The 24,027-nt window shown below is 40.5% G+C and carries 26 protein-coding genes, 12 tRNA genes and 3 rRNA genes; 10 read left to right on the top strand and 31 right to left on the bottom strand.

Annotated features, from left to right (window positions below):
* Positions 1-53: 53 nt before the first annotated feature.
* From MHI57_RS17945 to MHI57_RS17935, 3 genes are all read right to left on the bottom strand, one after another.
* Positions 54-257 carry a YqaI family protein gene (locus MHI57_RS17945; protein ID WP_340977199.1) on the bottom strand — a complete coding sequence of 68 codons (204 nt, stop codon included), beginning with the start codon at positions 255-257 and terminating at the stop codon, positions 54-56.
* A 397-nt stretch (positions 258-654) separates the two neighbouring features.
* The gene (locus MHI57_RS17940; protein WP_340977565.1) at positions 655-921 is read right to left on the bottom strand and encodes a helix-turn-helix domain-containing protein; all 267 of its coding nucleotides are present in this window, start codon (positions 919-921) and stop codon (positions 655-657) included.
* Between the two features lie 160 nt (positions 922-1,081).
* A complete protein-coding gene (locus tag MHI57_RS17935) occupies positions 1,082-1,756 on the bottom strand; it encodes an ORF6C domain-containing protein (protein WP_340977564.1) in 675 nt (224 codons plus the stop codon).
* Between the two features lie 65 nt (positions 1,757-1,821).
* Between MHI57_RS17935 and MHI57_RS17930 the strand changes: the two genes are divergently transcribed.
* Positions 1,822-2,199, top strand: a complete 378-nt coding sequence (locus MHI57_RS17930; protein ID WP_340977563.1) for a DUF2513 domain-containing protein — start codon at positions 1,822-1,824, stop codon at positions 2,197-2,199.
* Here the strand turns inward: MHI57_RS17930 and MHI57_RS17925 are convergent.
* The 3 genes from MHI57_RS17925 to MHI57_RS17915 are packed head-to-tail and all read right to left on the bottom strand — an operon-like array spanning position 2,165 to position 2,917.
* Entirely contained in the window at positions 2,165-2,356 is a 192-nt protein-coding gene (locus tag MHI57_RS17925) for a hypothetical protein (RefSeq protein ID WP_340977562.1), read from the bottom strand. The two genes, MHI57_RS17930 and MHI57_RS17925, sit on opposite strands and share 35 nt — an antisense overlap.
* Positions 2,356-2,673: a hypothetical protein gene (locus MHI57_RS17920; protein ID WP_340977560.1), complete on the bottom strand. Its 318-nt coding sequence runs from the start codon at positions 2,671-2,673 to the stop codon at positions 2,356-2,358. Before MHI57_RS17920 ends, MHI57_RS17925 begins: the two co-directional genes overlap by 1 nt.
* A gap of 16 nt (positions 2,674-2,689) precedes the next feature.
* Complete coding sequence (locus MHI57_RS17915) at positions 2,690-2,917, bottom strand: helix-turn-helix domain-containing protein (RefSeq protein WP_340977559.1); 228 nt, start codon at positions 2,915-2,917, stop codon at positions 2,690-2,692.
* Positions 2,918-3,078: 161 nt separating this feature from the next.
* Between MHI57_RS17915 and MHI57_RS17910 the strand changes: the two genes are divergently transcribed.
* From MHI57_RS17910 to MHI57_RS17885, 6 genes are all read left to right on the top strand, one after another.
* Positions 3,079-3,432, top strand: a complete 354-nt coding sequence (locus MHI57_RS17910) for a helix-turn-helix domain-containing protein (RefSeq protein WP_340977558.1) — start codon at positions 3,079-3,081, stop codon at positions 3,430-3,432.
* Positions 3,433-3,567: 135 nt separating this feature from the next.
* Positions 3,568-4,206, top strand: coding sequence for a hypothetical protein (locus tag MHI57_RS17905; RefSeq protein WP_340977557.1), 639 nt, complete (start codon positions 3,568-3,570; stop codon positions 4,204-4,206).
* Between the two features lie 70 nt (positions 4,207-4,276).
* Positions 4,277-4,891: an ImmA/IrrE family metallo-endopeptidase gene (locus MHI57_RS17900; protein ID WP_340977556.1), complete on the top strand. Its 615-nt coding sequence runs from the start codon at positions 4,277-4,279 to the stop codon at positions 4,889-4,891.
* Positions 4,884-5,270: a hypothetical protein gene (locus MHI57_RS17895; protein ID WP_340977554.1), complete on the top strand. Its 387-nt coding sequence runs from the start codon at positions 4,884-4,886 to the stop codon at positions 5,268-5,270. The genes MHI57_RS17900 and MHI57_RS17895 overlap by 8 nt, the downstream gene beginning before the upstream one ends.
* Before the next feature lies 1 nt (position 5,271).
* Positions 5,272-5,442 carry a hypothetical protein gene (locus MHI57_RS17890; protein ID WP_340977553.1) on the top strand — a complete coding sequence of 57 codons (171 nt, stop codon included), beginning with the start codon at positions 5,272-5,274 and terminating at the stop codon, positions 5,440-5,442.
* A 4-nt stretch (positions 5,443-5,446) separates the two neighbouring features.
* Positions 5,447-6,634 carry a tyrosine-type recombinase/integrase gene (locus MHI57_RS17885; RefSeq protein WP_340977550.1) on the top strand — a complete coding sequence of 396 codons (1,188 nt, stop codon included), beginning with the start codon at positions 5,447-5,449 and terminating at the stop codon, positions 6,632-6,634.
* A gap of 106 nt (positions 6,635-6,740) precedes the next feature.
* On the opposite strand, the gene groL is transcribed toward MHI57_RS17885, so the two are convergent.
* Together groL and groES are read right to left on the bottom strand one after the other, a co-directional pair.
* A complete protein-coding gene (gene groL, locus MHI57_RS17880; RefSeq protein ID WP_095370803.1) occupies positions 6,741-8,369 on the bottom strand; it encodes a chaperonin GroEL in 1,629 nt (542 codons plus the stop codon).
* Positions 8,370-8,429: 60 nt separating this feature from the next.
* Positions 8,430-8,714 (bottom strand): co-chaperone GroES, encoded by a 285-nt coding sequence (groES, locus tag MHI57_RS17875; protein ID WP_095370804.1) that lies wholly within the window; start codon positions 8,712-8,714, stop codon positions 8,430-8,432.
* Between the two features lie 266 nt (positions 8,715-8,980).
* On the opposite strand from groES, the gene MHI57_RS17870 reads away from it, so the two are divergent.
* A complete protein-coding gene (locus MHI57_RS17870) occupies positions 8,981-9,709 on the top strand; it encodes a CPBP family intramembrane glutamic endopeptidase (protein WP_340977548.1) in 729 nt (242 codons plus the stop codon).
* 6 nt (positions 9,710-9,715) lie between these two features.
* Positions 9,716-9,919 (top strand): DUF4305 domain-containing protein, encoded by a 204-nt coding sequence (locus tag MHI57_RS17865; RefSeq protein ID WP_095370806.1) that lies wholly within the window; start codon positions 9,716-9,718, stop codon positions 9,917-9,919.
* Between the two features lie 29 nt (positions 9,920-9,948).
* On the opposite strand, the gene MHI57_RS17860 is transcribed toward MHI57_RS17865, so the two are convergent.
* Both MHI57_RS17860 and moaC read right to left on the bottom strand, forming a co-directional pair.
* Positions 9,949-10,587, bottom strand: a complete 639-nt coding sequence (locus MHI57_RS17860) for a redox-sensing transcriptional repressor Rex (RefSeq protein WP_095370807.1) — start codon at positions 10,585-10,587, stop codon at positions 9,949-9,951.
* A gap of 23 nt (positions 10,588-10,610) precedes the next feature.
* On the bottom strand, positions 10,611-11,093 hold the full coding sequence (gene moaC / locus MHI57_RS17855; protein WP_095370808.1) for a cyclic pyranopterin monophosphate synthase MoaC: 483 nt from the start codon (positions 11,091-11,093) through the stop codon (positions 10,611-10,613).
* Between the two features lie 143 nt (positions 11,094-11,236).
* Here moaC and MHI57_RS17850 point away from each other — a divergent pair, with 143 nt between their 5' ends.
* Positions 11,237-13,162 (top strand): ABC-F family ATP-binding cassette domain-containing protein, encoded by a 1,926-nt coding sequence (locus MHI57_RS17850; RefSeq protein ID WP_340977547.1) that lies wholly within the window; start codon positions 11,237-11,239, stop codon positions 13,160-13,162.
* A 286-nt stretch (positions 13,163-13,448) separates the two neighbouring features.
* Here the strand turns inward: MHI57_RS17850 and tsaD are convergent, their stop codons facing one another.
* From tsaD to MHI57_RS17745, 21 genes are all read right to left on the bottom strand, one after another.
* Positions 13,449-14,471: a tRNA (adenosine(37)-N6)-threonylcarbamoyltransferase complex transferase subunit TsaD gene (gene tsaD / locus MHI57_RS17845; RefSeq protein ID WP_095370810.1), complete on the bottom strand. Its 1,023-nt coding sequence runs from the start codon at positions 14,469-14,471 to the stop codon at positions 13,449-13,451.
* On the bottom strand, positions 14,468-14,920 hold the full coding sequence (gene rimI, locus MHI57_RS17840) for a ribosomal protein S18-alanine N-acetyltransferase (protein WP_095370811.1): 453 nt from the start codon (positions 14,918-14,920) through the stop codon (positions 14,468-14,470). Before rimI ends, tsaD begins: the two co-directional genes overlap by 4 nt.
* Positions 14,917-15,624 (bottom strand): tRNA (adenosine(37)-N6)-threonylcarbamoyltransferase complex dimerization subunit type 1 TsaB, encoded by a 708-nt coding sequence (gene tsaB / locus MHI57_RS17835; protein WP_322910581.1) that lies wholly within the window; start codon positions 15,622-15,624, stop codon positions 14,917-14,919. The genes rimI and tsaB overlap by 4 nt, the downstream gene beginning before the upstream one ends.
* Positions 15,621-16,076 (bottom strand): tRNA (adenosine(37)-N6)-threonylcarbamoyltransferase complex ATPase subunit type 1 TsaE, encoded by a 456-nt coding sequence (tsaE, locus tag MHI57_RS17830; RefSeq protein ID WP_322910582.1) that lies wholly within the window; start codon positions 16,074-16,076, stop codon positions 15,621-15,623. The genes tsaB and tsaE overlap by 4 nt, the downstream gene beginning before the upstream one ends.
* A 167-nt stretch (positions 16,077-16,243) precedes the next feature.
* Entirely contained in the window at positions 16,244-16,663 is a 420-nt protein-coding gene (locus MHI57_RS17825) for a hypothetical protein (RefSeq protein WP_340977544.1), read from the bottom strand.
* 469 nt (positions 16,664-17,132) lie between these two features.
* A tRNA-Asp gene (locus tag MHI57_RS17820) sits at positions 17,133-17,209 on the bottom strand.
* Positions 17,210-17,212: 3 nt separating this feature from the next.
* Positions 17,213-17,286 (bottom strand) — tRNA-Met (locus MHI57_RS17815).
* Between the two features lie 26 nt (positions 17,287-17,312).
* Positions 17,313-17,429, bottom strand: a 5S ribosomal RNA gene (gene rrf / locus MHI57_RS17810).
* Between the two features lie 75 nt (positions 17,430-17,504).
* Positions 17,505-20,437: ribosomal RNA gene (locus MHI57_RS17805) — 23S ribosomal RNA — on the bottom strand.
* Between the two features lie 326 nt (positions 20,438-20,763).
* Positions 20,764-22,312 (bottom strand): 16S ribosomal RNA (locus tag MHI57_RS17800).
* The 16S, 23S and 5S rRNA genes sit together here with 12 tRNA genes alongside, the layout of an rRNA operon.
* A 118-nt stretch (positions 22,313-22,430) precedes the next feature.
* Positions 22,431-22,504, bottom strand: a tRNA-Gly gene (locus tag MHI57_RS17795).
* A gap of 25 nt (positions 22,505-22,529) precedes the next feature.
* A tRNA-Pro gene (locus tag MHI57_RS17790) sits at positions 22,530-22,606 on the bottom strand.
* An 8-nt stretch (positions 22,607-22,614) separates the two neighbouring features.
* Positions 22,615-22,691: transfer RNA gene (locus tag MHI57_RS17785), tRNA-Arg, on the bottom strand.
* A 65-nt stretch (positions 22,692-22,756) separates the two neighbouring features.
* Positions 22,757-22,843 (bottom strand) — tRNA-Leu (locus MHI57_RS17780).
* 15 nt (positions 22,844-22,858) lie between these two features.
* Positions 22,859-22,931: transfer RNA gene (locus MHI57_RS17775), tRNA-Lys, on the bottom strand.
* A 7-nt stretch (positions 22,932-22,938) separates the two neighbouring features.
* A tRNA-Gln gene (locus MHI57_RS17770) sits at positions 22,939-23,013 on the bottom strand.
* 11 nt (positions 23,014-23,024) lie between these two features.
* A tRNA-Asp gene (locus MHI57_RS17765) sits at positions 23,025-23,101 on the bottom strand.
* A gap of 15 nt (positions 23,102-23,116) precedes the next feature.
* Positions 23,117-23,188: transfer RNA gene (locus MHI57_RS17760), tRNA-Glu, on the bottom strand.
* A 38-nt stretch (positions 23,189-23,226) separates the two neighbouring features.
* A tRNA-Ser gene (locus MHI57_RS17755) sits at positions 23,227-23,317 on the bottom strand.
* 4 nt (positions 23,318-23,321) lie between these two features.
* Positions 23,322-23,396 (bottom strand) — tRNA-Asn (locus MHI57_RS17750).
* 91 nt (positions 23,397-23,487) lie between these two features.
* Complete coding sequence (locus tag MHI57_RS17745; protein ID WP_340977542.1) at positions 23,488-23,943, bottom strand: SprT family protein; 456 nt, start codon at positions 23,941-23,943, stop codon at positions 23,488-23,490.
* Positions 23,944-24,027: the final 84 nt, after the last annotated feature.

Here is a 24,027-nt window from a genome sequence, read left to right as displayed (position 1 = left end):
TAACTTTAAATATTGTTTAATCATCGGCTCCTGTTGCTCGCAGGAGTCTTTTTTTATGCACTTTTGAACTCAAAGCCAAGTACCTCGCATAAGTAGCGTTGAAGGTTGCCCTCCAAGATAATCTCACCGTCATATTCAACGATTTCATCACCTTCGAGAATCTCTTCTCCAAAGTAGTCAATCCCGGCATTCTCTGGCTGTGCAACCAAATTCGGATAGCCTGTCCTTCGTAACTGTGTAACCTCAGGATGCTCCATCAATCAACCCTCCTTCAGATTTGTGAATTTGACACACCAGTCAATTTTTATGCCGTCTTTTTTGAGTCTTTTAATCAGAGCATCCATCGTTTCCTTTTTACTCAAATGTCTCACCCCTTTCTGTTCGAATATCAAAGATCATGGCGCTTTATTCGCACCGTGCAGAGCCAAAGTAAAGGGGATGGGGTGGTTGGTAGATAAAAAACTTTGACCCTGCACGGTGGGAACAAAAGTTCTTGTTTCCTCACCGAATGAATGATACAATTAAGTTGGTTATTTCATATGAGTCGTTGAGTAGTGAGCCTGCCAGTTCACTGCTCATTTTTGTTTTTACTATTAAAATCCCCAAACATGACTCCTAAGAAAAATGAGATAAACGTAAACATGATTGTTAGAATCACCATATCCATCTACTAAAACCTCCTACTAACATCGTTAATATTTGTGTTAATGAAGCGATATCTACACCGCATAACATAGCTGCCAATGCTTCAGGTGCATTCGTCACTTGCCCCCATCTAACTGCATCAGATAATTTCAATTCCATCTTGTTGTTTTCTATTTTTGATATTGTCGTTCGAGGCATTAGCATTTTTTCTGCCATTTCCTCTTGCGAATAGCCTTTGATAACCCTCAATTTCTTAAGAAAAGAACCGTAATGCATCTTCTATCCTCCTTCTGTTCCAAGTTAGAACAATTTGTTCGGTTTTCTAGTTGTCATGTTCCAATTTATGTACTGCTAGATTTCTAGTTTTCGAATAAAATATACTTATGAAGGAACACATCCGGTTTTTGCCTGGCAGCTTCACCGGATGGTTTCTGATTCAAGAAACTTTTCGAGGAACCCAATGTTCTATGTAGTTGAGAGCTGCTTGCAGCTCTTTTCTCTTGATGTCTTTGTAACTAGCAACGCCGAAGCGATCCTTGATTTCTCGATGTATCTCTCTGAAAAGCAACGGTCTGTATTCAGGGTCGTTTTCGATTTCATATACTTTCTTAGCAACACCCTTTTGGAGTCGTCTTTGTTCACCACTTGTCAGAGTTATTTGTTCTTCAACCATGTGGCGAATTTCTTTGACTTCACCTTTTACTTGGTCCAGTTCTTCTGATGTTTCTATAGAGAGCTTCATTGCAGCTATCAGTGACTCTTTATTGTTTAAAGGCACAACCTTGTTATAAGAACCTGTTTTCCTGATTTGTGGGATTACTTCAATTGCTAGCCAATCTTGGAACTTCTCTGCTACTTCATTTGAAGCTTTGAAGGCTAATTTATAGACAAGTGGTTCTGGAATAAAATCACCTTTCGCAAGATCTTGCAAAACATATTTTTTGAGATAACTGTTGACCCTACTCCATCGAACCGTAACGTTGCCACTTTTGGCAACGGTAGTAAAACCTAAGCATCGAGCCACCTGTTCAAGATCGAATTGAATTTCATTACCTTCCGGTTTTGCAGAAACCTTAAATAAATCATTTTTGAATACTTTTAATTGATTCATAGATTAATACCCTCCTAGTAATTCTCCCTTTCTGATAGAATTCAAATTAGAAAAGGAGGAAAAATATGAAATTAAATTTTGATGCTATGCGTGAATTGCTTTTCGTTATTGAAGATCAACCTAGAAAAATTGATATTAATAAAGTTGTTTTGGACCAACGACTTCAATCATTTGAAAAGAACGATCTTGGCTATGCTATTGAAAAATTAATCGAACAAAATTTTTTAAAAGGAAAAGTTATTAAAACTAAAGACGGTATCCTTTTCTCCATTGATTCCATATCAGTTTCGGGACATGAATTTTTAGACAATATCCGCTCCGACACCAATTGGAAGAAAATAAAAGGAGCAGCTATTAAAATGGGAATATCAACGATTAAGGGAGTTACTCAGATAGCCTCAAAAGTATCTACTGATTATCTGAATAACCATCTAAACCTTTAACTTTACCAACGAACTTAAGTGTGATTTGGGATACATCCGAATCATCAGATTTTATTTCGATTTGTTGTATCCCTTTCACAACAGTTCCACCAATGCAGAAACCTTTATCAAATGAAATCTCGTTTAGGTTTTCGAAAGTATATTTTTGTTGATTCATTACATTGCCTCCTTGGAGTAATAATTGGTGTTTTGCTCAACCCAGTTAGAATTTGATTCAATCCACTGAAAAACTTGATCTCGTGGATATCTCGCTTTGATTTTTGATAATCGAGGAAAAGTTGGATCAGCAGTTACTTTTATTACAGTTGATGGAGCAATTTGTAAAATTTCAGCTAGATGGACATTCGTTAAAACTTGAGGATATGAAAACCGTTTAATTCCATCCTCAACACCTTTCTCGTATGCTCTCTGAATAAAGTCATGCAACTTAAGGTTTAATAGTTTTTCCTCTAATTCTTTAATGGTGAGATCCATTAGTATTCACATCCTTTTATGCTGTCGATTTATTAAACTTTACGTTGAATTCATTTTCAAAAAAATTTGAAATAGGTATTTCTAGTGCTTGTGCAATTAATTCCAACTCTCTGGTTGTAATTGGTCGTTTCCCTGTTTCTTTCATACTATATGATTGAACTGAAATATGAAGAGCATTTGCAATCATTGACTGATTAACATTTTTCGCTTTTCTAACAGCTCGTATTTTTTCATTTAAATTCATTTTCACACCACCTTTTTAAACGTTACGTTTAATTGATTACCTTTATTATATCAACGTTATGTTTAATGTCAATGCTATTTTCAACTTTTTGTTTAAACCGTTTAACATACCGTTTAATTAGTATAAAATTATTTATAAATACATTGAAATGGTGATGACTTATGAGTCTTGGTGCTCGTTTAAAATATCAAAGAGAAAAAAGAAAATGGTCTCAAATAGAAGTCGCTAAAAAAGTTGGTATAACAAATGCTGTGTTGTCCAATTACGAAAGAGACTATAGAGACCCCGATACTGATACTTTAAGAAAACTATCAGACCTATACGAAGTATCTATTGATTATTTGATCAGAGGAGAAGATTTCAAATTGCAGGCTAAAGAAACTCTAAATGAACCAGATAATCAAGTTGCAGCTCGAGATGGGGATATTTCTGATGAGCAAGCTGTAGAATTACTTGAATGGCTTTTAAAAAGAGAAAGAGACCGTAAACCTGGTCAAAAACAAAGAAGAAAGTAATACGTTATTTTCTTCTATATTTTTACCATTTCACTAGGCTGATTGTTTCATATACTTAGGAATTATATTTTTATATAACATTTGTTATTAATGGTTTTCTCATCCATTAAGTATACATAAGGGGGATTATTTCTAATGAAAAAAAGGTTTTTATTTTTGGTATTAATTTTAGGATTAGGAATGTTTTTAGCAGCATGCGGATCAGACAACACTAAGGTTAGTGATGATAACTCAACAGCAGATACTGCTCAAAAAGAAGATAGTTCAGAAGATAAATCAACTGATGAGTCAGATAATGTGCAAGAAGATGCGGATACTAAAGTAACTAATACTTTCACAAATAAAGAGCTTGGAATTTCAGGGACATCTGGACCATTAAATTATGAAATTTCTGCTATACAACTAAAGGAAATTGAAATTAAATCTGAATCAGCTGCAACAATGTTCGAGAAGAGTGTTGGTGATACAGTTCAAGCAATTACAATTGAAATGTCTGGTGAAAATACATCAGAAGAAGATATGTCATTTTACTTAGGTCAAGCAACTATTATTACTGATACTAAAGAACAATTAGAGCCTGATATGTTTTTATCAGAACATATAGATGGTGAATACCTTGGTCAGGTCCAACACGAAGGTCATAACGTATATATTCTAAACAAATCAAATGTTAGTGATATCAAGTCTATTGAAGTAAGAATTGGTGCGCCAGTTGATAGTAATTTTGATGCAAAAGGCGAAGATGTAGTAGAAACTATTGAAGTGAACAATTAAATAAGAATTGCCCTTTATGGGCTTTTCTTTTACACAAAAATAGAACATACGTTTTGTGGAGGTAATTTGTGTGGGTTATAGAATGACAACTTTAGAAACAAATATCGAAAAACTCTATAAATTTCTTGAAATTCAAACTCCTAGTGAGATAGATATGTATAAAATTGCAGAGAAACTTGATGTTTGGGTGCATCATTGGGAACACAAAAGCATAATGAATTGCAGAAACGGAATGTACAGTATAATTCTGGATAATAGAATAAACTATAAAGGGCAATGGCAAGACTTTTGTCACGAACTTGCCCATGTTATTAGACATTCTGGTAATCAGAATAAGATGTACAAATTATTTAAAGACCTTCAAGAAAGTCAGGCTAACAACTTTATGTATCACTTCAGTGTACCGACTTTCATGCTATTAAAATTAAACATAAATGACTATATAAATATCAATAATGGCGTTAGTTATGTCGCTAAAACTTTCAATGTAACTGAGGAATTTGCAAATAAAAGGTTGATTCATTTTCGAAATCAAATGCTTCAAGCTAAATCAGACGAGGAATATAGAAAGTACATGGAAGCCCGTTATCCTAAAGCTCCACCTTATTCTCCGGAAACCAATAATATTGTAAAAAAAGCACTTGAACTAAAAGCTAACAACGAAAGGAAGAAACAGTATGCCTAAACAGATTCTAGATTATCAATATGTAGATGGAGAAATCTCCCCTTTTTATTATGTAATTGAATTATATAAATGCGAAGTTAATTGGGATAAAAGTGTTTATTACTTTGAATTAATGCCCCCTATAAAATCAGTTGAATATAGCAAAGTAAACGAAACTCTGATTAGTTGCAGCTTGACTGCTTCTGATTTAATTATCAATAAAGATATTGAAAACAGAATAGGCATCAATCTTATGTCCCTAAAAAAGAGGTTATCGTTTGATATTCATGATCCAAGTATCATAGAACAATTTATTATCTATGCACCTGATATTGAAATGTTAATTTCACAAATGCCTAAAAATTTCACAAAAACATTCATTGTTACTAAACGAGGTTGAAATGGATATAGCACGAAGACTAGAAAAACTTATTACAGTTTATTTTAAAGGAGAGAATTACATTGTCGATGGAACTGAATTAACAAGGAAACAATCAAGAATTTTAGCTTATGAACTAATACATATTCTACAAAAAACGGAAATGATTCAAAATATGAAAAGAAAGATGTGATGATATGTCCTATGTTTCATCCTATCAAACTAAGCAAGGAGAACGTTGGAAATTTGTTGTTGAAAATGGAATTAACCCTCAAAATGGAGCAAGGAAAAGAGTGGTTCGAAAAGGGTTTCTAAAACGAAAGGAAGCGAATGCGGCACTTAAAGAATATGAGAGACAAATAGGTGTAAGAAACCTTGAAGATTATCGAATGACTTTTGAAGAACTCGCACAAGAGTGGTTGGATGTATATGGTGAAACGGATGTAAAAGTAAGTACAATTCGCGTTAGGAAACATGAAATAGGCAACTTGAATCGATATTTTGCTAAGTATCCTATAAAAGATATCACAAAAAAGATGTACCAAAATGCTTTAAATGATTTAAAAAGGAAAAGAAAATTAGCTCATAATACGATATCAGGCATTCACAATACTGGCAGGATGATATTTAAAAGAGCAATGGAGCAAGATCTATTGCTGATAGATCCAACTGAGTTTGCTTTTATTCCTAAAGATAAGCTAACTGTTGAAGATATTGAAGGGAAAAATATAACGGAAAGGTACTTAGAAAAAGAAGAATTAAAAGAATTTCTCGATATAGCATTAATTCAAGGAGAAATTGACGATTATGTTATTTTTAATACATTAGCTTGGACAGGCCTGAGAGTTGGTGAGTTACTTGCTTTGAAATGGAAAGATATTGATTTTGAAAATCAAACTATTAATATTACTAAAACTTTTTACAACCCACGTAATGTAACCAAAGAGTATCAATTACTTCCACCTAAGACTAAAGGATCTATCCGAAAGATTAATGTTGAAGATGAAGTTATTACCACTTTAAAAAAACATCAAATTAAACAAAAGGAAATTAAATTGCAAGTAGGTAAAGAATATCATGATAAAGATTTTGTTTTTGGAAGAATGAATGCTCCATATTACGGTTTTCCTCATTTTATTAAGACTGTTGAAAACCGCATGAGGAGTTTATTAAAAAAGACATCAATAAAAAAGCATTTAACTCCACACTCATTAAGACATACTCATACATCTCTTTTGGCCGAGGCTGGAGTTGAGTTACTCCAAATCATGGACCGTTTAGGTCATACAGAAGATTCAACGACAACTCAAGTATATTTGCATATTACAAAAGACCGAAAAAAAGAAGCTTCCCAAAAGTTTGGAGAACTAATGAGAAGCCTCTGATTTTCTAACCATTTGGCACCGTTTTTTAAATTCCGGCACCTTTTCGGCACCTATTTAATGGTGCCGATGGTGTAAACATTGATATATCAAGGTTTTAAAACCCAAATTACATCATACCGCCCATTCCACCCATACCGCCCATGTCAGGCATTGCAGGTGCGTTTTCTTCTGGTTTGTCAGCTACGACTGCTTCTGTTGTTAGGAACATGGCAGCAACTGAACCAGCGTTTTGTAGAGCTGAACGTGTTACTTTGGCAGGGTCAACGATACCAGCGTCGATCATGTTTACCCATTCGCCTGTTGCAGCGTTGAAGCCAGTGCCTACTTCTTCGCGTTTTAGGCGATCTACGATGATAGATCCTTCTAAACCTGCGTTGTGAGCGATTGTGCGTACTGGCTCTTCCATTGCACGTAGAACGATGTTGATACCTGTTTGAACATCGCCTTCTTCTTCTAATGCAGCAACTTTGTTGTATACGTTAAGAAGGGCAACACCACCACCAGATACCATACCTTCTTCTACAGCTGCGCGTGTAGAGTTTAGGGCATCTTCAATGCGTAGTTTACGTTCTTTAAGTTCTGTTTCTGTAGCCGCTCCAACTTTTACGACTGCTACGCCACCAGCTAGTTTAGCAAGGCGTTCTTGTAATTTTTCACGGTCGAATTCAGAAGTTGTTTCGTCCATTTGTTTACGGATTTGGTTTACGCGGCCTGCGATTTGGTCGCTTGCACCAGCACCTTCAACGATTGTTGTGTTTTCTTTTGTTACAACGACTTTAGAAGCGCGTCCTAGAGAGTCGATTGTAGCAGATTTAAGGTCACGACCTAGCTCTTCAGTGATTACTTCACCGCCAGTTAGGATAGCGATATCTTCAAGCATTGCTTTACGACGGTCACCGAATCCAGGCGCTTTAACAGCTACTGCATTGAATGTTCCACGTAATTTGTTCACTACTAATGTAGATAATGCTTCGCCTTCTACATCTTCAGCGATAAGAAGTAATGGTTTACCTTGTTGTACTACTTGCTCAAGTACTGGTAATACTTCTTGAATGCTTGCGATTTTTTTGTCAGTGATTAAGATGTAAGGATCATCTAATACTGCTTCCATTTTATCTGTATCTGTTACCATGTAAGCTGAGCTGTATCCACGGTCGAATTGCATACCTTCAACGATATCCATTTCTGTTGTGAATCCTTTAGATTCTTCGATTGTGATAACACCGTCGTTACCTACACGTTCCATAGCTTCAGCGATTAATTGTCCAACTTCTTCGTCAGCAGCAGAGATGGATGCTACTTGCGCAATAGACTCTTTGCCTTCGATTGGTTTAGAGATCGCTTGTAGCTCTTCAACTGCTGTAGCAACCGCTTTTTCGATCCCTTTACGGATACCCATTGGGTTTGCACCAGCTGTTACGTTTTTCAAACCTTCGCGGATCATTGCTTGCGCTAGAACCGTTGCAGTTGTTGTACCGTCACCAGCTACGTCGTTTGTTTTACTTGCTACTTCAGCAACTAGTTTCGCACCCATGTTTTCAAATGCATCTTCTAGTTCGATTTCTTTAGCAATTGTTACACCATCATTTGTAATTAATGGAGAACCGAATTTCTTCTCAAGAACCACGTTACGTCCTTTAGGTCCAAGAGTTACTTTTACTGCATCTGCAAGTGTATCCACACCACGAAGCATCGCGCGGCGAGCGTCTTCACTAAATTTAATATCTTTAGCCATTATTAAGTACCTCCTCTAATAGTTAAAAATCTTTATAATAAGTATATAGCTGTTTTTTTATTAACCGATCACAGCAAGAATGTCATTTTCACGTAAAATTAAGTATTCTGTACCTTCGTATTTCACTTCTGTTCCTGCATATTTTGAGAAGATAATAAGGTCGCCTTCTGCAACTTCTAATGCTACACGTTCACCATTTTCTAGTACACGTCCAGTACCAACTGCTACGACTTTACCTTCTTGAGGCTTTTCTTTCGCGCTATCTGGTAGTACGATACCGCTTGCAGTTTTTTCTTCCGTTTCAACAAGCTCGATAATAATTCGATCACCTAGTGGCTTCAACAAGTGAAACAACCTCCTCAATTCATTCAAAAATTATTTTATTAGCACTCGTTAGTCTTGAGTGCTAACACAATTATTATATTAATCAAAACTACTCTTTTTTGCAAGTAAGAACCTTGCAATTTTGCAAAAAAAAATGCGAACCTCTCCATTCTATACAACTTCTATTTGTTTTATGCACTTCATAAGGATGTACTATTTGAAACTAATAGTGTTTAACAGGTAAAATAAATATTAGTGTAACTTCTTTAAGAATAGGAGACTAGCCATTGAAAAAAGAGTATTGGTTTATCATTATGATTTATATAGCCATGCAATTATCAGCCATCGTTGGCGTTCCTGCCATTCTTTTTCTAGGTAATATGTTAGGATACAGCTTTGATGAGGTTGCAAAAATTGCACCGCCACTCTGGATTGTCATTAGTTTTACAATTACCCTTCTCTTAACTTTGTGGTTTTTACGGAAAGAAAGCAAAGAGATGTCAATGAGGAATCAAGCACCATTATCGACTTCTATCGGGTGGGCGATTGCAGGTATTCCGCTAGCATTTATTGCTCAAACCGTTGCAGCGAATATTGAATTAATGCTCGGCATTGATATGGGGTCAGATAATACGCAGCAAATTATGTCATTAATTGAAACGTCTGCTCTTGTGATTATTGTTGTTTCCATTATTGGGCCGATTTTAGAAGAGATCATTTTCAGGAAAATCATTTTTGGTTCCTTGCATAAACGATTGAACTTCTTTTTATCAGCACTGATTAGTTCATTAATTTTCTCTCTCGCCCATGGGGAAATTGAGCACTTACTTCTTTATGCAGCGATGGGCTTTACGTTCGCGTTTTTATATGTAAAAACCAATCGTATTCTCGTACCGATCATTGCTCATGTAGCGATGAATACCTTTGTCGTTGTGATTCAATTGAATATGGATAAGCTAGAAAAATATATGACAGACTTAGAAACGGTACAAATGATTTTTAGCAGATTAGGATGATGTTAGATGAGAACACCTTTGTTCACAGGGATTATCTCCCTTCTTTTTGGATTTGTATTTATTTATTTTGCAATTATTAACCTTCAAAACGGTGGAGGTTGGGGATTTTTAACGATCTTCATTTTGATTTTTGCCACTTTTGATATTGGTGGCGGGATTAAATTAATCGCTATGCATTATCGTATGAAAAAGAAAGAGGATAAAAAATAGAGCTGACTCCATGCGGGTCAGCTCCTTTTTTATGATGGATAGTGTTTTAAGAAGTATACTAATGATTGCAATTCGACCGCCAAATCAATATGATGGATGCGAATATGGGAAGGAACCGTTAACCGCGCTGGCGTAAAGTTCAAGATTCCCTTTACATGACTTTTAACGATTCGATCCGTAATTGGTTGTGCCGCATGAGACGGTACAGTCAAAATGACAACTTGAATATGGTGCTCATCAATCAACTTTTCTAGGTCATCTAAATGACGGACAGGTACCTCGCCTACAGACGTGCCAACCCTACTTTCTGAAACATCAAATGCCACTTCAATCTTTGTATTATTATTTTTTAAAAAATTATAATTTAAAAACGCTGTACCTAGATTCCCTACACCAATTAACGCTACCTTTGTCACTTCATCTTGATCGAGTGTCTTACGGAAAAATCCTAATAAGTAATTTACGTTATATCCGTAACCTTTTTTCCCTAAAGCACCGAAATAGGAGAAATCTCGTCGAATTGTTGCAGAATCTACTTTCACCGCTTCACTTAATTCTGCTGAAGAAACTCGCTGCTTTCCTGATGCGTGTAAATTTTTCAAAAAACGATAATACAAAGGCAATCGCTTAGCCGTTGCTTGAGGGATTTTCGTTGATTCATTGGACATAGGCTCCACTCCATTCCATTTACTTAAGCCCTTCTAAAATCACCGTTTTTACCACCGGTTTTCTCTACTAAATATGTTGGTCCTATTACCATGCCTTTATCTACTGCTTTGCACATATCATATACCGTTAAAGCGGTAGCTGTAGCAGCTGTCAACGCTTCCATTTCTACTCCGGTATGCCCATTTGTTTTCACTGTACAATCAATATGTAACACATACTGATCCTCTACCTCTTCCCAATTGAAAGATATATCAATACCGGTTAAGGCAAGTGGATGACACATCGGGATGATATCAGATGTCTTTTTCGCAGCCATAATACCTGCCACTTGAGCAACAGCCAGCACATCTCCCTTTTTCATTGTGCCATCAGTAATCTTCTGATAGATTTCTTGATTTAGCTCAATACTACTATGAGCAATTGCTGTACGGGCAGTTTGTGGTTTTTCACTCACATCCACCATCTTCGCTCTGCCTTCTTCATTAAAATGTGTAAATTCAGCCATTCATAACACCTCACATGAAAATGATACACTATTTTGATTCATCTGTGTAATGTAGTTTTTTATATATTCTATCCAAATAGTGACTTTATTGCCGAACCTCACCTGATTAAGGTACACTATCACTATAACAGAGGTGAAATATAATGATATTATTACAGGTTAATCAGCTTTCGAAAAGTTTTGTGGCTGATCCTATATTAATGAATATAAAGCTTGAAGTACAAACGAGAGACCGCATTGCATTAGTTGGACGTAATGGTGCGGGAAAATCAACTCTTTTAAAAATTATTGCTGGACATATGTCCTATGATTCCGGTGAAATTATTCAATCGAAAGAAACCAAAATCGGTTATCTTGCACAAAATACAGGACTAGAATCTGAGCTATCTATTTGGGACGAAATGCTTACCGTGTTTGATTATTTGCGCAAACAAGAGAAGGAACTGCGCTTACTAGAAACACAGATGGGCGATGCAACACTCGTCGAAAACGGTGAAGCTTACGATAAAATTTTAAAAACCTATGATCAAATGCAAGTCAACTTTAAAGAACAAGGTGGCTATCAATACGAGGCAGACATTCGTTCTGTACTACATGGCCTTAATTTTCAATCGTTTAGCTATGATACAAAAATTTCTGCATTAAGCGGGGGGCAAAGGACGCGACTTGCACTTGCGAAATTATTGTTAACCAAACCTGATTTACTGATTTTAGATGAGCCGACCAACCATTTAGATATTGAAACATTGTCATGGCTAGAGCAGTATCTTAGTGGTTATGATGGTGCTATTTTAATTGTCTCACATGACCGCTATTTCTTAGATAAAGTCGTCAACCAGGTATATGAACTATCACGTAACCATATTAAAAAATACGTTGGTAACTACAGCAAATATCTTGACCAAAAAGCAGCGAATTATGAACGTGACTTGAAAATGTATGAAAAACAACAAGAAGAAATTGCGAAACTAGAAGACTTTGTTCAACGCAACCTTGCCCGTGCTTCGACAACAAAGCGTGCACAAAGCCGGCGCAAGCAGCTTGAGAAGATGGAGCGAATGGATCGTCCCCAAGGGGATGAGAAATCAGCGACATTCGGCTTTCAAATTGATCGTCAATCAGGCAATGATGTGCTAACCGCTGACTCTTTAGCAATTGGCTATCAAGAAGAAAAGATCAGTGATCACATTTCATTTCGCATGTCTCGAGGCGATTCCATTGCTTTAGTAGGTCCCAATGGTATTGGAAAGTCGACTTTATTGAAGACCCTTGTAGACAAGCTACCTGCTTTAGGTGGCACGTTTCAATATGGCTCAAATATCCGCATTGGCTATTACGACCAACAGCAAGCTGATTTGAGTTCAAATAAAACCGTATTAAACGAGCTCTGGGATGATTACCCCCTCATGCCTGAAAAAGATGTCCGTACCGTGTTAGGTAACTTCCTCTTCTCTGGAGATGATGTCTTGAAAATTGTCTCTACATTGAGTGGTGGAGAAAAAGCACGATTAGCACTAGCTAAGTTGATGTTGCAAAGAGCAAATGTCCTCATACTAGATGAGCCGACCAACCATTTAGACCTTGATAGTAAAGAAATTCTTGAAAATGCACTTATTGATTTTCCAGGTACGCTCCTCTTTGTCTCTCATGACCGCTATTTTATTAATAGGATCGCAACAAAGGTGATTGAGTTATCAACAAGTGGAGCAACGGAATTTTTAGGGGATTATGATTACTATGTGGATAAAAAGGCGGAAATTGAAGAAATAGAGCTTTTTGAATCAGCAGACCTGCCACAAGAAAGTATCACTAAACCAGAAAAGCAAAGTTATCAACAAGATAAAGAAGCGAAGAAACTAGAAAGACAACGAAAAAGAAGGCTGACAGAAATTGAACAGTTAATCGAAGAGTTAGAAGCGCAAATTGAAACTTACGATGAACAACTCTGTGACCCTGAAATCTTCCAGGACCACGAGAAAGTCCTCGAGATTACAACTAAAAATGAGGCTATAAAAGCACAACTCGAGCGGTTACTTGAAGAATGGAGCGATTTGGGAGATTTAATGTAATTAAACGTAGCTGGGGATAATTTAATTATCCCCAGCTTTTCTTTCTACAAGTAAATTGTCCACATTTTTATTCACAGCACAAACGGATTAACAATAGGTGAAACAACACTTTTCCACATTATCCACAATTTTTATGATACTTATCAACAAAAACTCTGAAAATTTTAATATTATCCACAATATGATATGCCACCAATACTATACTTGATATTGTGAATAACTTTCTGTCATCACTAAAAATAAAAAGACTAGTGAATAGATGATCATGATTCACTAGTCTTCATTATTATTGTTGAAACTGTATATCTAACCCTGGGTTTGCATTCATACTCATATCTGAGAACATCCCTTTTTCGAACATAATTGCCCCCACTGCAGCAATCATCGCTGCATTATCTGTGCATAAATGTAAAGGTGGAATGACTAAGTCTATCTCTTCCTTATTCTTAAAGGTCTCTGTTAATGCTTCACGAAGTCCTTTATTTGCTGCAACGCCACCTGCTAATAGTAGTTGTTTCACATCATATGCCTCTACTGCTTTTAAGGTCTTGGTCACTAATACCTCAATGACGCTTTCTTGAAAGCTCGCTGCTAAATCCTCTGGTAAGATGGTCTCTCCACGTTGTTCAGCATTATGCACTGTGTTGATAACGGCAGACTTCAATCCACTGAAACTAAAATCAAAGGAGCCTTCTTCTAGCCACGCACGAGGAAGCTTAATTGTCGCTTCTCCTTCATGGGCAAGGCGATCAATATGTGGCCCACCTGGATATGGCATATTTAGAACTCGCGCTACTTTATCATATGCTTCTCCAGCAGCATCATCACGTGTTTCACCAATAACTTCAAAATCACCATGTGCTTTCATATAAACGAGCTCTGTATGGCCCCCGGAAACGACTAATGCAAGCGCCGGGAAAGTCATTTCTTTAATTAAGCGATTGGCATAAATATGCCCTGCTATATGGTGCACCCCAATAAGTGGCTTTTGATGAGCAAAGGCAATCGCCTTCGCTGCATTTACACCGACAAGTAAGGCACCCACTAACCCTGGACCTTCTGTCACAGCAACTGCATCGATATCGTTCATCGTCATACTCGCTTTATTTAACGCTTCTTCTAACACAATGGTCATTTGTTCTACATGATGCCTTGAAGCGATTTCTGGTACAACCCCGCCAAACCTTTTATGACTTTCAATTTGAGAAGCGACAACATTAGCGATGATCTCTCTACCATTTTTAATGATGGCTACTGCTGTTTCATCACAGCTTGTTTCTATCCCTAATATATATTGATCTTTTTTCATTTTATATTCACCCACATTACTAAAGCATCTTCATGATTATCCGAATAATAATTTTTTCTAATTCCGCCTTCTTGAAAACCTAGCTTGCTATACAACCGTCTTGCTATCATGTTACTCACCCTTACTTCTAGGGTCATTTTAAGGGCACCCATTTCTTTTACAACATCCATCAGCTGGACCATTAACGCCTCGCCAAGTTTCTTCCCTCTATATCTGGGTAGTATCGCTACATTTGTTACATGGGCCTCGTCTGTAACCACCCATGCCCCACCGTATCCTATCAATTCTTCTCCGTCTTCTAATACAACGTAGACCGAGAATTGGTTCAATGTCATTTCATTATAAAAGGCCTCTCTACTCCAAGGTGAAGAAAAAGATGCCTGTTCTACTTTTAATACTTCATCAATATCATCTTCGTTCATTAACCGAAACGTTAATTTACTGGTCATTGGAGCTTGCTCCCTTTCGAAGCTTCAATCCATTTTGCCTCTGCCTCAGCAAGACGGATATAATTAGGGACAAAATTGTGGATATCAACAGCTTCCTTATCTCTACCTAAAATGGCCAATTCAGAAGGACGAGGATTTTGTTCAGTTAAACGTGCAAAATATGCCCGATCCCCTAAGTCTGCTTTAATTTGTTCCTTGTGTATGGATAAATCATTACCGACAAATAAAACCGGTTCTTCTCTATTTAATAAACGTTGCGTCCAATTAACGGTCAACGTTAGATGATCCGATGCTAGATCTAATAACCGACTCTCTTGAAATTGATATAAACCAGTATAAATCTGACCTCTTCTCGCATCAAATAACGGTGAAATGACACCGTTAAAATAACTACCTGCACTTGCTGCCAAAACAGCTAGACTCGATACGCCTGAAAGAGGTATATTCAACGTCCAAGCTAATGTTTTAGCTATGGTTACACCAATTCTTACCCCCGTATATGAACCGGGTCCTTCTGCGACAACAATCTTTTCTATATCTTGTGGCAACGTATCGCAATCCTTTAAAAGCATTTCTATCGCGGGCATTACACGAACTGAGTGATTCTTTTTGATATTCGTGATATATTCCCCTATAATTTTGTCGTCATCTACTAGAGCGATCCCTAGTGTATAATTTGACGTGTCTATAGCTAATATTTTCATTTTACTAACTCCTCACACAGCTTCACATAGCGTTTTCCTTTTGGATGTAGCGCTATTCTTCGTTCTTCATTTCCGGTATAATGGATTACAATTTTTAACCTTTCTTCTGGCAGTTGATCTTCTATTAGATGAGCCCATTCCACGACGGTCACACCTTGCCCATGAAAATACTCATCAAACCCAAGATCTTCATCGCCATCCTCCACCCGGTAAACATCCATATGGTACAAAGGTAGACGACCATTATATTCCTTTATAATAGTGAATGTAGGGCTATTCACATTTCGTTCAATACCAAGGCCTAACGCAAGCCCTTTCGTAAATGTTGTTTTACCTGCCCCTAAATCACCTTCTAATAAAATGACATCACCTGCAGCTGCTTTTTCTCCTAACCTCTTTGCAAATGCCATTGTTTCTTCCGTATTTTTTGTATTCCACTGGAATTGATCCATTTTATCACCTACATTTGGTCTTTCATTTATTTACAATAATAATGACACATATACATGTAGTTTACATGATTTTTTCATAGACATCAAAGAACACTTTGTTTTGTCGGGACAGTAACCTTTTGCGCGCATTCCTTGCTCTTTTTCTCTTTGTCTTGCGTGTATCTTCCTTATGCACGCAATTCCCGGCTCTTTTTCTCTTTCTTTTGCGCGTATCTTCCTGTTGCGCGCAATTCCGGGCTCTTTTTCTCTTTCTCTTGCGCGTATCTTCCTTTTGCGCGCAATTCCCGGCTCTTTTTCTCTTTCTTTTGCGCGTATCTTCCTTTTACGCGCAATTCCTTGCTCTTTTTCTCTTTCTTTTGCGCGTATCTTCCTTTTGCGCGCAATTCCGGGCTCTTTTTCTTTTTCTTTTGCGCGTATCTTCCTTTTGCGCGCAATTCCCGGCTCTCTTTCTCTTTCTCTTTCGTGTATCTTCCTTTTACGCGCAATTCCTTGCTCTTTTTCTCTTTCTCTTGCGCGTATCTCCCTTTTACGCGCAATTCCTTGCTCTCTTTCTCTTTCTTTTGCGCGTATCTTCCTTTTACGCGCAATTCCTTGCTCTCTTTCTTTTTCTTTTGCGCGTTTCTTCCGTTCCCGCCTAAAACTTTTCAACACTATCTTTTGCCTGTATCTACTATTTAACGGTTATTTCCGTAGAGGCAACTAAAAATAGTTGTTTTTAGAAATTACTTAACATATTTTTGGTTTACGCATCCTAATTTGCATTTGTTTTTTGACAAAAAGAAAACCCGCCTAATGGCGAGCTAAAGTGATAGTTTCTCTAGTAATATACAATATGATGGATAAACTGATCATTACAGCTATTGGGATAGATTAAACGTAAGGATTTTTGTAAATAATAATGCGTTATATCTCTATCAAGGACTTACAAATTAGTCATGATGTACTTTTTTACGAGGCACAAATCAATTCTACTTGAACCTATAGAACCTAAGTTTTCTACACAAAAAAAACGAAACAAGTTCCCTGTTTCGATACGTTTCACATATAAAATTAAACTGGCGGTCCGGACGGGACTCGAACCCGCGACCTCCTGCGTGACAGGCAGGCATTCTAACCAACTGAACTACCGGACCAGATTGCGGGGGCAGGATTTGAACCTGCGACCTTCGGGTTATGAGCCCGACGAGCTACCGAACTGCTCCACCCCGCGATAATATTATTTTATAAAAATCATATGCCCGGCAACGTCCTACTCTCACAAGGGGACAGCCCCTAACTACCATCGGCGCTGAGAAGCTTAACTTCCGTGTTCGGTATGGGAACGGGTGTGACCTTCTCGCTATCGCCACCGGACTATGAAATTGTAAGGGAATCGTTCCCTCAAGACTAGGTAATGTTGAAGAAGATATTTATTGAGTAATCGCCTGTTTGGTTAAGTCCTCGATCGATTAGTATTAGTCAGCTACATGTGTCGCCACACTTCCACCTCTAACCTATCAACCTGATCATCTTTCAGGGATCTTACTAGCTTGCGCTATGGGAAATCTCATCTCGAGGGGGGCTTCATGCTTAGATGCTTTCAGCACTTATCCCTTCCGCACATAGCTACCCAGCGATGCCTTTGGCAAGACAACTGGTACACCAGCGGTGCGTCCATCCCGGTCCTCTCGTACTAAGGACAGCTCCTCTCAAATTTCCTGCGCCCACGACGGATAGGGACCGAACTGTCTCACGACGTTCTGAACCCAGCTCGCGTACCGCTTTAATGGGCGAACAGCCCAACCCTTGGGACCGACTACAGCCCCAGGATGCGATGAGCCGACATCGAGGTGCCAAACCTCCCCGTCGATGTGGACTCTTGGGGGAGATAAGCCTGTTATCCCCGGGGTAGCTTTTATCCGTTGAGCGATGGCCCTTCCATGCGGAACCACCGGATCACTAAGCCCGACTTTCGTCCCTGCTCGACTTGTAGGTCTCGCAGTCAAGCTCCCTTGTGCCTTTACACTCTACGAATGATTTCCAACCATTCTGAGGGAACCTTTGGGCGCCTCCGTTACTCTTTAGGAGGCGACCGCCCCAGTCAAACTGCCCACCTGACACTGTCTCCCATCCCGATAAGGGATGTGGGTTAGAATTTCAATACAGCCAGGGTAGTATCCCACCGACGCCTCCACCGAAGCTAGCGCTCCGGCTTCTAAGGCTCCTACCTATCCTGTACAAGCTGTACCAAAATTCAATATCAGGCTACAGTAAAGCTCCACGGGGTCTTTCCGTCCTGTCGCGGGTAACCTGCATCTTCACAGGTACTATAATTTCACCGAGTCTCTCGTTGAGACAGTGCCCAGATCGTTACGCCTTTCGTGCGGGTCGGAACTTACCCGACAAGGAATTTCGCTACCTTAGGACCGTTATAGTTACGGCCGCCGTTTACTGGGGCTTCGATTCAAAGCTTCGCGTGAGCTAACCTCTCCTCTTAACCTTCCAGCACCGGGCAGGCGTCAGCCCCTATACTTCGCCTTGCGGCTTCGCAGAGACCTGTGTTTTTGCTAAACAGTCGCCTGGGCCTATTCACTGCGGCTCATCAAGGCTTTAACACCCTAATGAGCACCCCTTCTCCCGAAGTTACGGGGTCATTTTGCCGAGTTCCTTAACGAGAGTTCTCTCGCTCACCTTAGGATTCTCTCCTCGCCTACCTGTGTCGGTTTGCGGTACGGGCACCTTATTCCTCGCTAGAGGCTTTTCTTGGCAGTGTGGAATCAAGAACTTCGGTACTAAATTTCCCTCGCTATCACAGCTCAAGGTATGTGACCATGGGATTTGCCTCATGGTCCCTCTAACTGCTTAGACGCACATCCAATAGTGCGCTTACCCTATCCTCCTGCGTCCCCCCATCACTCAAACAGAATACGGTGGTACAGGAATATCAACCTGTTGTCCATCGCCTACGCTTTTCAGCCTCGGCTTAGGTCCCGACTAACCCTGAGCGGACGAGCCTTCCTCAGGAAACCTTAGGCATTCGGTGGATGGGATTCTCACCCATCTTTCGCTACTCATACCGGCATTCTCACTTCTAAGCGCTCCACCAGTCCTTACGGTCTAGCTTCAACGCCCTTAGAACGCTCTCCTACCACTGAACATCAACGATGTTCAATCCACAGCTTCGGTGATACGTTTAGCCCCGGTACATTTTCGGCGCGGAGTCACTCGACCAGTGAGCTATTACGCACTCTTTAAATGGTGGCTGCTTCTAAGCCAACATCCTGGTTGTCTAAGCAACTCCACATCCTTTTCCACTTAACGTATACTTTGGGACCTTAGCTGGTGGTCTGGGCTGTTTCCCTCTTGACTACGGATCTTATCACTCGCAGTCTGACTCCCATGGATAAATCTTTGGCATTCGGAGTTTGTCTGAATTCGGTAACCCGATGAGGGCCCCTAGTCCAAACAGTGCTCTACCTCCAAGATTCTTACGCATGAGGCTAGCCCTAAAGCTATTTCGGAGAGAACCAGCTATCTCCAAGTTCGATTGGAATTTCTCCGCTACCCACACCTCATCCCCGCACTTTTCAACGTACGTGGGTTCGGGCCTCCATCCAGTGTTACCTGGACTTCACCCTGGACATGGGTAGATCACCTGGTTTCGGGTCTACGACCACATACTCATTCGCCCTATTCAGACTCGCTTTCGCTACGGCTCCGTCTGTCCAACTTAACCTCGCATGTAATCGTAACTCGCCGGTTCATTCTACAAAAGGCACGCTATCACCCATTAACGGGCTCTAACTACTTGTAGGCACACGGTTTCAGGATCTCTTTCACTCCCCTTCCGGGGTGCTTTTCACCTTTCCCTCACGGTACTGGTTCACTATCGGTCACTAGGGAGTATTTAGCCTTGGGAGATGGTCCTCCCTGCTTCCGACGGGATTTCTCGTGTCCCGCCGTACTCAGGATCCACTCTGGAGGGAACGAAGTTTCAACTACAGGGCTTTTACCTCCTATGGCGGGCCTTTCCAGACCTCTTCGTCTATCTCGTTCCTTTGTAACTCCGTATAGAATGTCCTACAACCCCAAGAGGCAAGCCTCTTGGTTTGGGCTAATCCCGTTTCGCTCGCCGCTACTCAGGGAATCGCGTTTGCTTTCTCTTCCTCCGGGTACTTAGATGTTTCAGTTCCCCGGGTCTGCCTTCCATACCCTATGTATTCAGGTATGGATCCTATCCCATAACGGATAGGGGGTTTCCCCATTCGGAAATCTCCGGATCAAAGCTTACTTACAGCTCCCCGAAGCATATCGGTGTTAGTCCCGTCCTTCATCGGCTCCTAGTGCCAAGGCATTCACCGTGCGCCCTTATTAACTTAACCATTGTTCGGCTTGCGATAAGCTACGCATTTCGGCGTCAGCTCACTCGTCAACATCCTCATGTGCACAAGACGCACACTCCGGTGTTTCCTCGCTCGCTTCCTTGAACTGCTTGCTTCTCACAACCCTCACGGTTGTGTGTTTTTTAAAAAAGTTTAGTATCTCTACTCTATTACTATTATATAGAGAGAAAATAACTAAGGTGGCGATTACTCGGTAATCTTCTTCATTACATTATCTAGTTTTCAAAGAACGATTGAATTGAGAGATTATACTCTCAAAACTGAACGAACAGTCTAACATCAAGTTAATTCCGTATATTCCTTAGAAAGGAGGTGATCCAGCCGCACCTTCCGATACGGCTACCTTGTTACGACTTCACCCCAATCATCTGTCCCACCTTAGGCGGCTGGCTCCAAAAGGTTACCCCACCGACTTCGGGTGTTACAAACTCTCGTGGTGTGACGGGCGGTGTGTACAAGGCCCGGGAACGTATTCACCGCGGCATGCTGATCCGCGATTACTAGCGATTCCGGCTTCATGTAGGCGAGTTGCAGCCTACAATCCGAACTGAGAATGGTTTTATGGGATTGGCTAAACCTCGCGGTCTTGCAGCCCTTTGTACCATCCATTGTAGCACGTGTGTAGCCCAGGTCATAAGGGGCATGATGATTTGACGTCATCCCCACCTTCCTCCGGTTTGTCACCGGCAGTCACCTTAGAGTGCCCAACTAAATGCTGGCAACTAAGATCAAGGGTTGCGCTCGTTGCGGGACTTAACCCAACATCTCACGACACGAGCTGACGACAACCATGCACCACCTGTCACTCTGTCCCCCGAAGGGGAAAGTCCTATCTCTAGGATTGTCAGAGGATGTCAAGACCTGGTAAGGTTCTTCGCGTTGCTTCGAATTAAACCACATGCTCCACCGCTTGTGCGGGCCCCCGTCAATTCCTTTGAGTTTCAACCTTGCGGTCGTACTCCCCAGGCGGAGTGCTTAATGCGTTTGCTGCAGCACTAAAGGGCGGAAACCCTCTAACACTTAGCACTCATCGTTTACGGCGTGGACTACCAGGGTATCTAATCCTGTTTGCTCCCCACGCTTTCGCGCCTCAGCGTCAGTTACAGACCAGAAAGTCGCCTTCGCCACTGGTGTTCCTCCAAATCTCTACGCATTTCACCGCTACACTTGGAATTCCACTTTCCTCTTCTGCACTCAAGTTCCCCAGTTTCCAATGACCCTCCACGGTTGAGCCGTGGGCTTTCACATCAGACTTAAGGAACCGCCTGCGCGCGCTTTACGCCCAATAATTCCGGACAACGCTTGCCACCTACGTATTACCGCGGCTGCTGGCACGTAGTTAGCCGTGGCTTTCTGGTTAGGTACCGTCAAGGTACCGGCAGTTACTCCGATACTTGTTCTTCCCTAACAACAGAGTTTTACGATCCGAAAACCTTCATCACTCACGCGGCGTTGCTCCGTCAGACTTTCGTCCATTGCGGAAGATTCCCTACTGCTGCCTCCCGTAGGAGTCTGGGCCGTGTCTCAGTCCCAGTGTGGCCGATCACCCTCTCAGGTCGGCTACGCATCGTCGCCTTGGTGAGCCGTTACCTCACCAACTAGCTAATGCGCCGCGGGCCCATCTGTAAGTGATAGCAGAACCATCTTTCAATCTAATTATATGTATAAATAGATATTATCCGGTATTAGCCCCGGTTTCCCGGAGTTATCCCAGTCTTACAGGCAGGTTGCCCACGTGTTACTCACCCGTCCGCCGCTAATCTTTGGGAGCAAGCTCCCTCAGATTCGCTCGACTTGCATGTATTAGGCACGCCGCCAGCGTTCGTCCTGAGCCAGGATCAAACTCTCCAATAAAGTGTTTGATTAGCTCATTTGCACCTATGGTGCTTTGTTGCTGATAAATCAGCTTTTTTTAGAATTACGCTTGACGTTTTACGTTCGTTCAGTTTTCAAAGAACAATCTTTTCGGTAATGGAGCGGGTGAAGGGAATCGAACCCTCATCATCAGCTTGGAAGGCTGAGGTTTTACCACTAAACTACACCCGCATTTAATTAATTTGTTGGTTTTGCATGGTCGGGAAGACAGGATTCGAACCTGCGACCCCTTGGTCCCAAACCAAGTGCTCTACCAAGCTGAGCTACTTCCCGTAAGTATATGGCGCGCCCGAGAGGAGTCGAACCCCTAACCTTTTGATCCGTAGTCAAACGCTCTATCCAATTGAGCTACGGGCGCCTTGAAGCAACTCTATTATAATATCACACTAATTTTAATGAGTCAAGTATTTTTTTAAATCTTTTTGGTGCGGCCGAGAGGACTTGAACCTCCACGGGTTATTCACCCACTAGGCCCTCAACCTAGCGCGTCTGCCATTCCGCCACGACCGCATAAATTGTTTAAGATGAGCCATGAAGGACTCGAACCTTCGACCCTCTGATTAAAAGTCAGATGCTCTACCAACTGAGCTAATGGCTCATAAAAATGGCTGGGCTAGCAGGGATCGAACCTGCGAATGACGGAATCAAAATCCGTTGCCTTACCGCTTGGCTATAGCCCATTATTAAGATATGGCGGTCCGGACGGGACTCGAACCCGCGACCTCCTGCGTGACAGGCAGGCATTCTAACCAACTGAACTACCGGACCTAACCTTTAAAAAGATGACCCCTACGGGATTCGAACCCGTGTTACCGCCGTGAAAGGGCGGTGTCTTAACCGCTTGACCAAGGGGCCATAACATAAAAAAAGAAAAACAAATATGTATATAAGAATGGCGGAGAAGGAGGGATTTGAACCCTCGCGCCAGTTGCCCGACCTACACCCTTAGCAGGGGCGCCTCTTCAGCCACTTGAGTACTTCTCCAAAATGGCTCCGCAGGTAGGATTCGAACCTACGACCGTTCGGTTAACAGCCGAATGCTCTACCACTGAGCTACTGCGGAATATGTTAAAAGAGAATATGTAGTCAACAAGCACTGCCTTATCGACTCTTTAAATTATAATTACCACCATGTGAAAAGTCAAGCATGAATTTCAATTATTTTTATCAGTAGATATTAACACTAATTTGCCCATACATTGGCCACATCTATACTTGTTTGTGTTTATTCGACGTTTCCTTCTATAGAGTTGATTGCACTGGTTGCATTTATACATAATGTAAGAAACTTTCTGAGGTAAAGACGAACAATGCCTTGGTGCACCTACTTTAGCCATTAGCCTCCGAAAATCACTATCTCGATGTTGATAGCCTGCCCCAGCCAAATGCAGATGGTAATGACATAGTTCATGTTTAATAATACCAACTAATTCTTCCATTCCTAGATGCTGATAATATGTAGGATTAATTTCAATGCGATGATCAGTCAGCATATATCGTCCTCCGGTTGTTCTTAATCTACTATTGAATTTCGCTGTATGACGAAAAGGAAGATCGAACCACCTCAAAGATACTTCTTCAACTAACCTTTGTAATTCCTTATCACTCATTTCTTCACTCCTTTCAAGGATAAAATTAGCACGTGACAACCTATAAGCGCATACAATTGATATACATTAGCATAGCATAAAGGA

This window comes from Cytobacillus sp. FSL K6-0129 (assembly GCF_038007625.1).
In the GTDB taxonomy this organism is placed as follows: Bacteria; Bacillota; Bacilli; order Bacillales; family Cytobacillaceae; genus Cytobacillus; species Cytobacillus kochii.
The sequence above is the reverse complement of the archived record's forward strand: the minus strand, read 5'-3'. Positions and strand labels throughout refer to the sequence as shown.

What these genes read in the sequence shown, in the direction of transcription:
- MHI57_RS17945 (WP_340977199.1), bottom strand. Translation starts at nt 257, where the DNA reads ATGGAGCATCCTGAGGTTACACAGTTACGAAGGACAGGCTATCCGAAT.
- MHI57_RS17940 (WP_340977565.1), bottom strand. Translation starts at nt 921, where the DNA reads ATGCATTACGGTTCTTTTCTTAAGAAATTGAGGGTTATCAAAGGCTAT.
- MHI57_RS17935 (WP_340977564.1), bottom strand. Translation starts at nt 1,756, where the DNA reads ATGAATCAATTAAAAGTATTCAAAAATGATTTATTTAAGGTTTCTGCA.
- MHI57_RS17930 (WP_340977563.1), top strand. Translation starts at nt 1,822, where the DNA reads ATGAAATTAAATTTTGATGCTATGCGTGAATTGCTTTTCGTTATTGAA.
- MHI57_RS17925 (WP_340977562.1), bottom strand. Translation starts at nt 2,356, where the DNA reads ATGAATCAACAAAAATATACTTTCGAAAACCTAAACGAGATTTCATTT.
- MHI57_RS17920 (WP_340977560.1), bottom strand. Translation starts at nt 2,673, where the DNA reads ATGGATCTCACCATTAAAGAATTAGAGGAAAAACTATTAAACCTTAAG.
- MHI57_RS17915 (WP_340977559.1), bottom strand. Translation starts at nt 2,917, where the DNA reads ATGAATTTAAATGAAAAAATACGAGCTGTTAGAAAAGCGAAAAATGTT.
- MHI57_RS17910 (WP_340977558.1), top strand. Translation starts at nt 3,079, where the DNA reads ATGAGTCTTGGTGCTCGTTTAAAATATCAAAGAGAAAAAAGAAAATGG.
- MHI57_RS17905 (WP_340977557.1), top strand. Translation starts at nt 3,568, where the DNA reads ATGAAAAAAAGGTTTTTATTTTTGGTATTAATTTTAGGATTAGGAATG.
- MHI57_RS17895 (WP_340977554.1), top strand. Translation starts at nt 4,884, where the DNA reads ATGCCTAAACAGATTCTAGATTATCAATATGTAGATGGAGAAATCTCC.
- MHI57_RS17890 (WP_340977553.1), top strand. Translation starts at nt 5,272, where the DNA reads ATGGATATAGCACGAAGACTAGAAAAACTTATTACAGTTTATTTTAAA.
- MHI57_RS17885 (WP_340977550.1), top strand. Translation starts at nt 5,447, where the DNA reads ATGTCCTATGTTTCATCCTATCAAACTAAGCAAGGAGAACGTTGGAAA.
- groL (WP_095370803.1), bottom strand. Translation starts at nt 8,369, where the DNA reads ATGGCTAAAGATATTAAATTTAGTGAAGACGCTCGCCGCGCGATGCTT.
- MHI57_RS17865 (WP_095370806.1), top strand. Translation starts at nt 9,716, where the DNA reads ATGAGAACACCTTTGTTCACAGGGATTATCTCCCTTCTTTTTGGATTT.
- MHI57_RS17860 (WP_095370807.1), bottom strand. Translation starts at nt 10,587, where the DNA reads ATGTCCAATGAATCAACGAAAATCCCTCAAGCAACGGCTAAGCGATTG.
- moaC (WP_095370808.1), bottom strand. Translation starts at nt 11,093, where the DNA reads ATGGCTGAATTTACACATTTTAATGAAGAAGGCAGAGCGAAGATGGTG.
- MHI57_RS17850 (WP_340977547.1), top strand. Translation starts at nt 11,237, where the DNA reads ATGATATTATTACAGGTTAATCAGCTTTCGAAAAGTTTTGTGGCTGAT.
- tsaD (WP_095370810.1), bottom strand. Translation starts at nt 14,471, where the DNA reads ATGAAAAAAGATCAATATATATTAGGGATAGAAACAAGCTGTGATGAA.
- rimI (WP_095370811.1), bottom strand. Translation starts at nt 14,920, where the DNA reads ATGACCAGTAAATTAACGTTTCGGTTAATGAACGAAGATGATATTGAT.
- tsaB (WP_322910581.1), bottom strand. Translation starts at nt 15,624, where the DNA reads ATGAAAATATTAGCTATAGACACGTCAAATTATACACTAGGGATCGCT.
- tsaE (WP_322910582.1), bottom strand. Translation starts at nt 16,076, where the DNA reads ATGGATCAATTCCAGTGGAATACAAAAAATACGGAAGAAACAATGGCA.
- MHI57_RS17745 (WP_340977542.1), bottom strand. Translation starts at nt 23,943, where the DNA reads ATGAGTGATAAGGAATTACAAAGGTTAGTTGAAGAAGTATCTTTGAGG.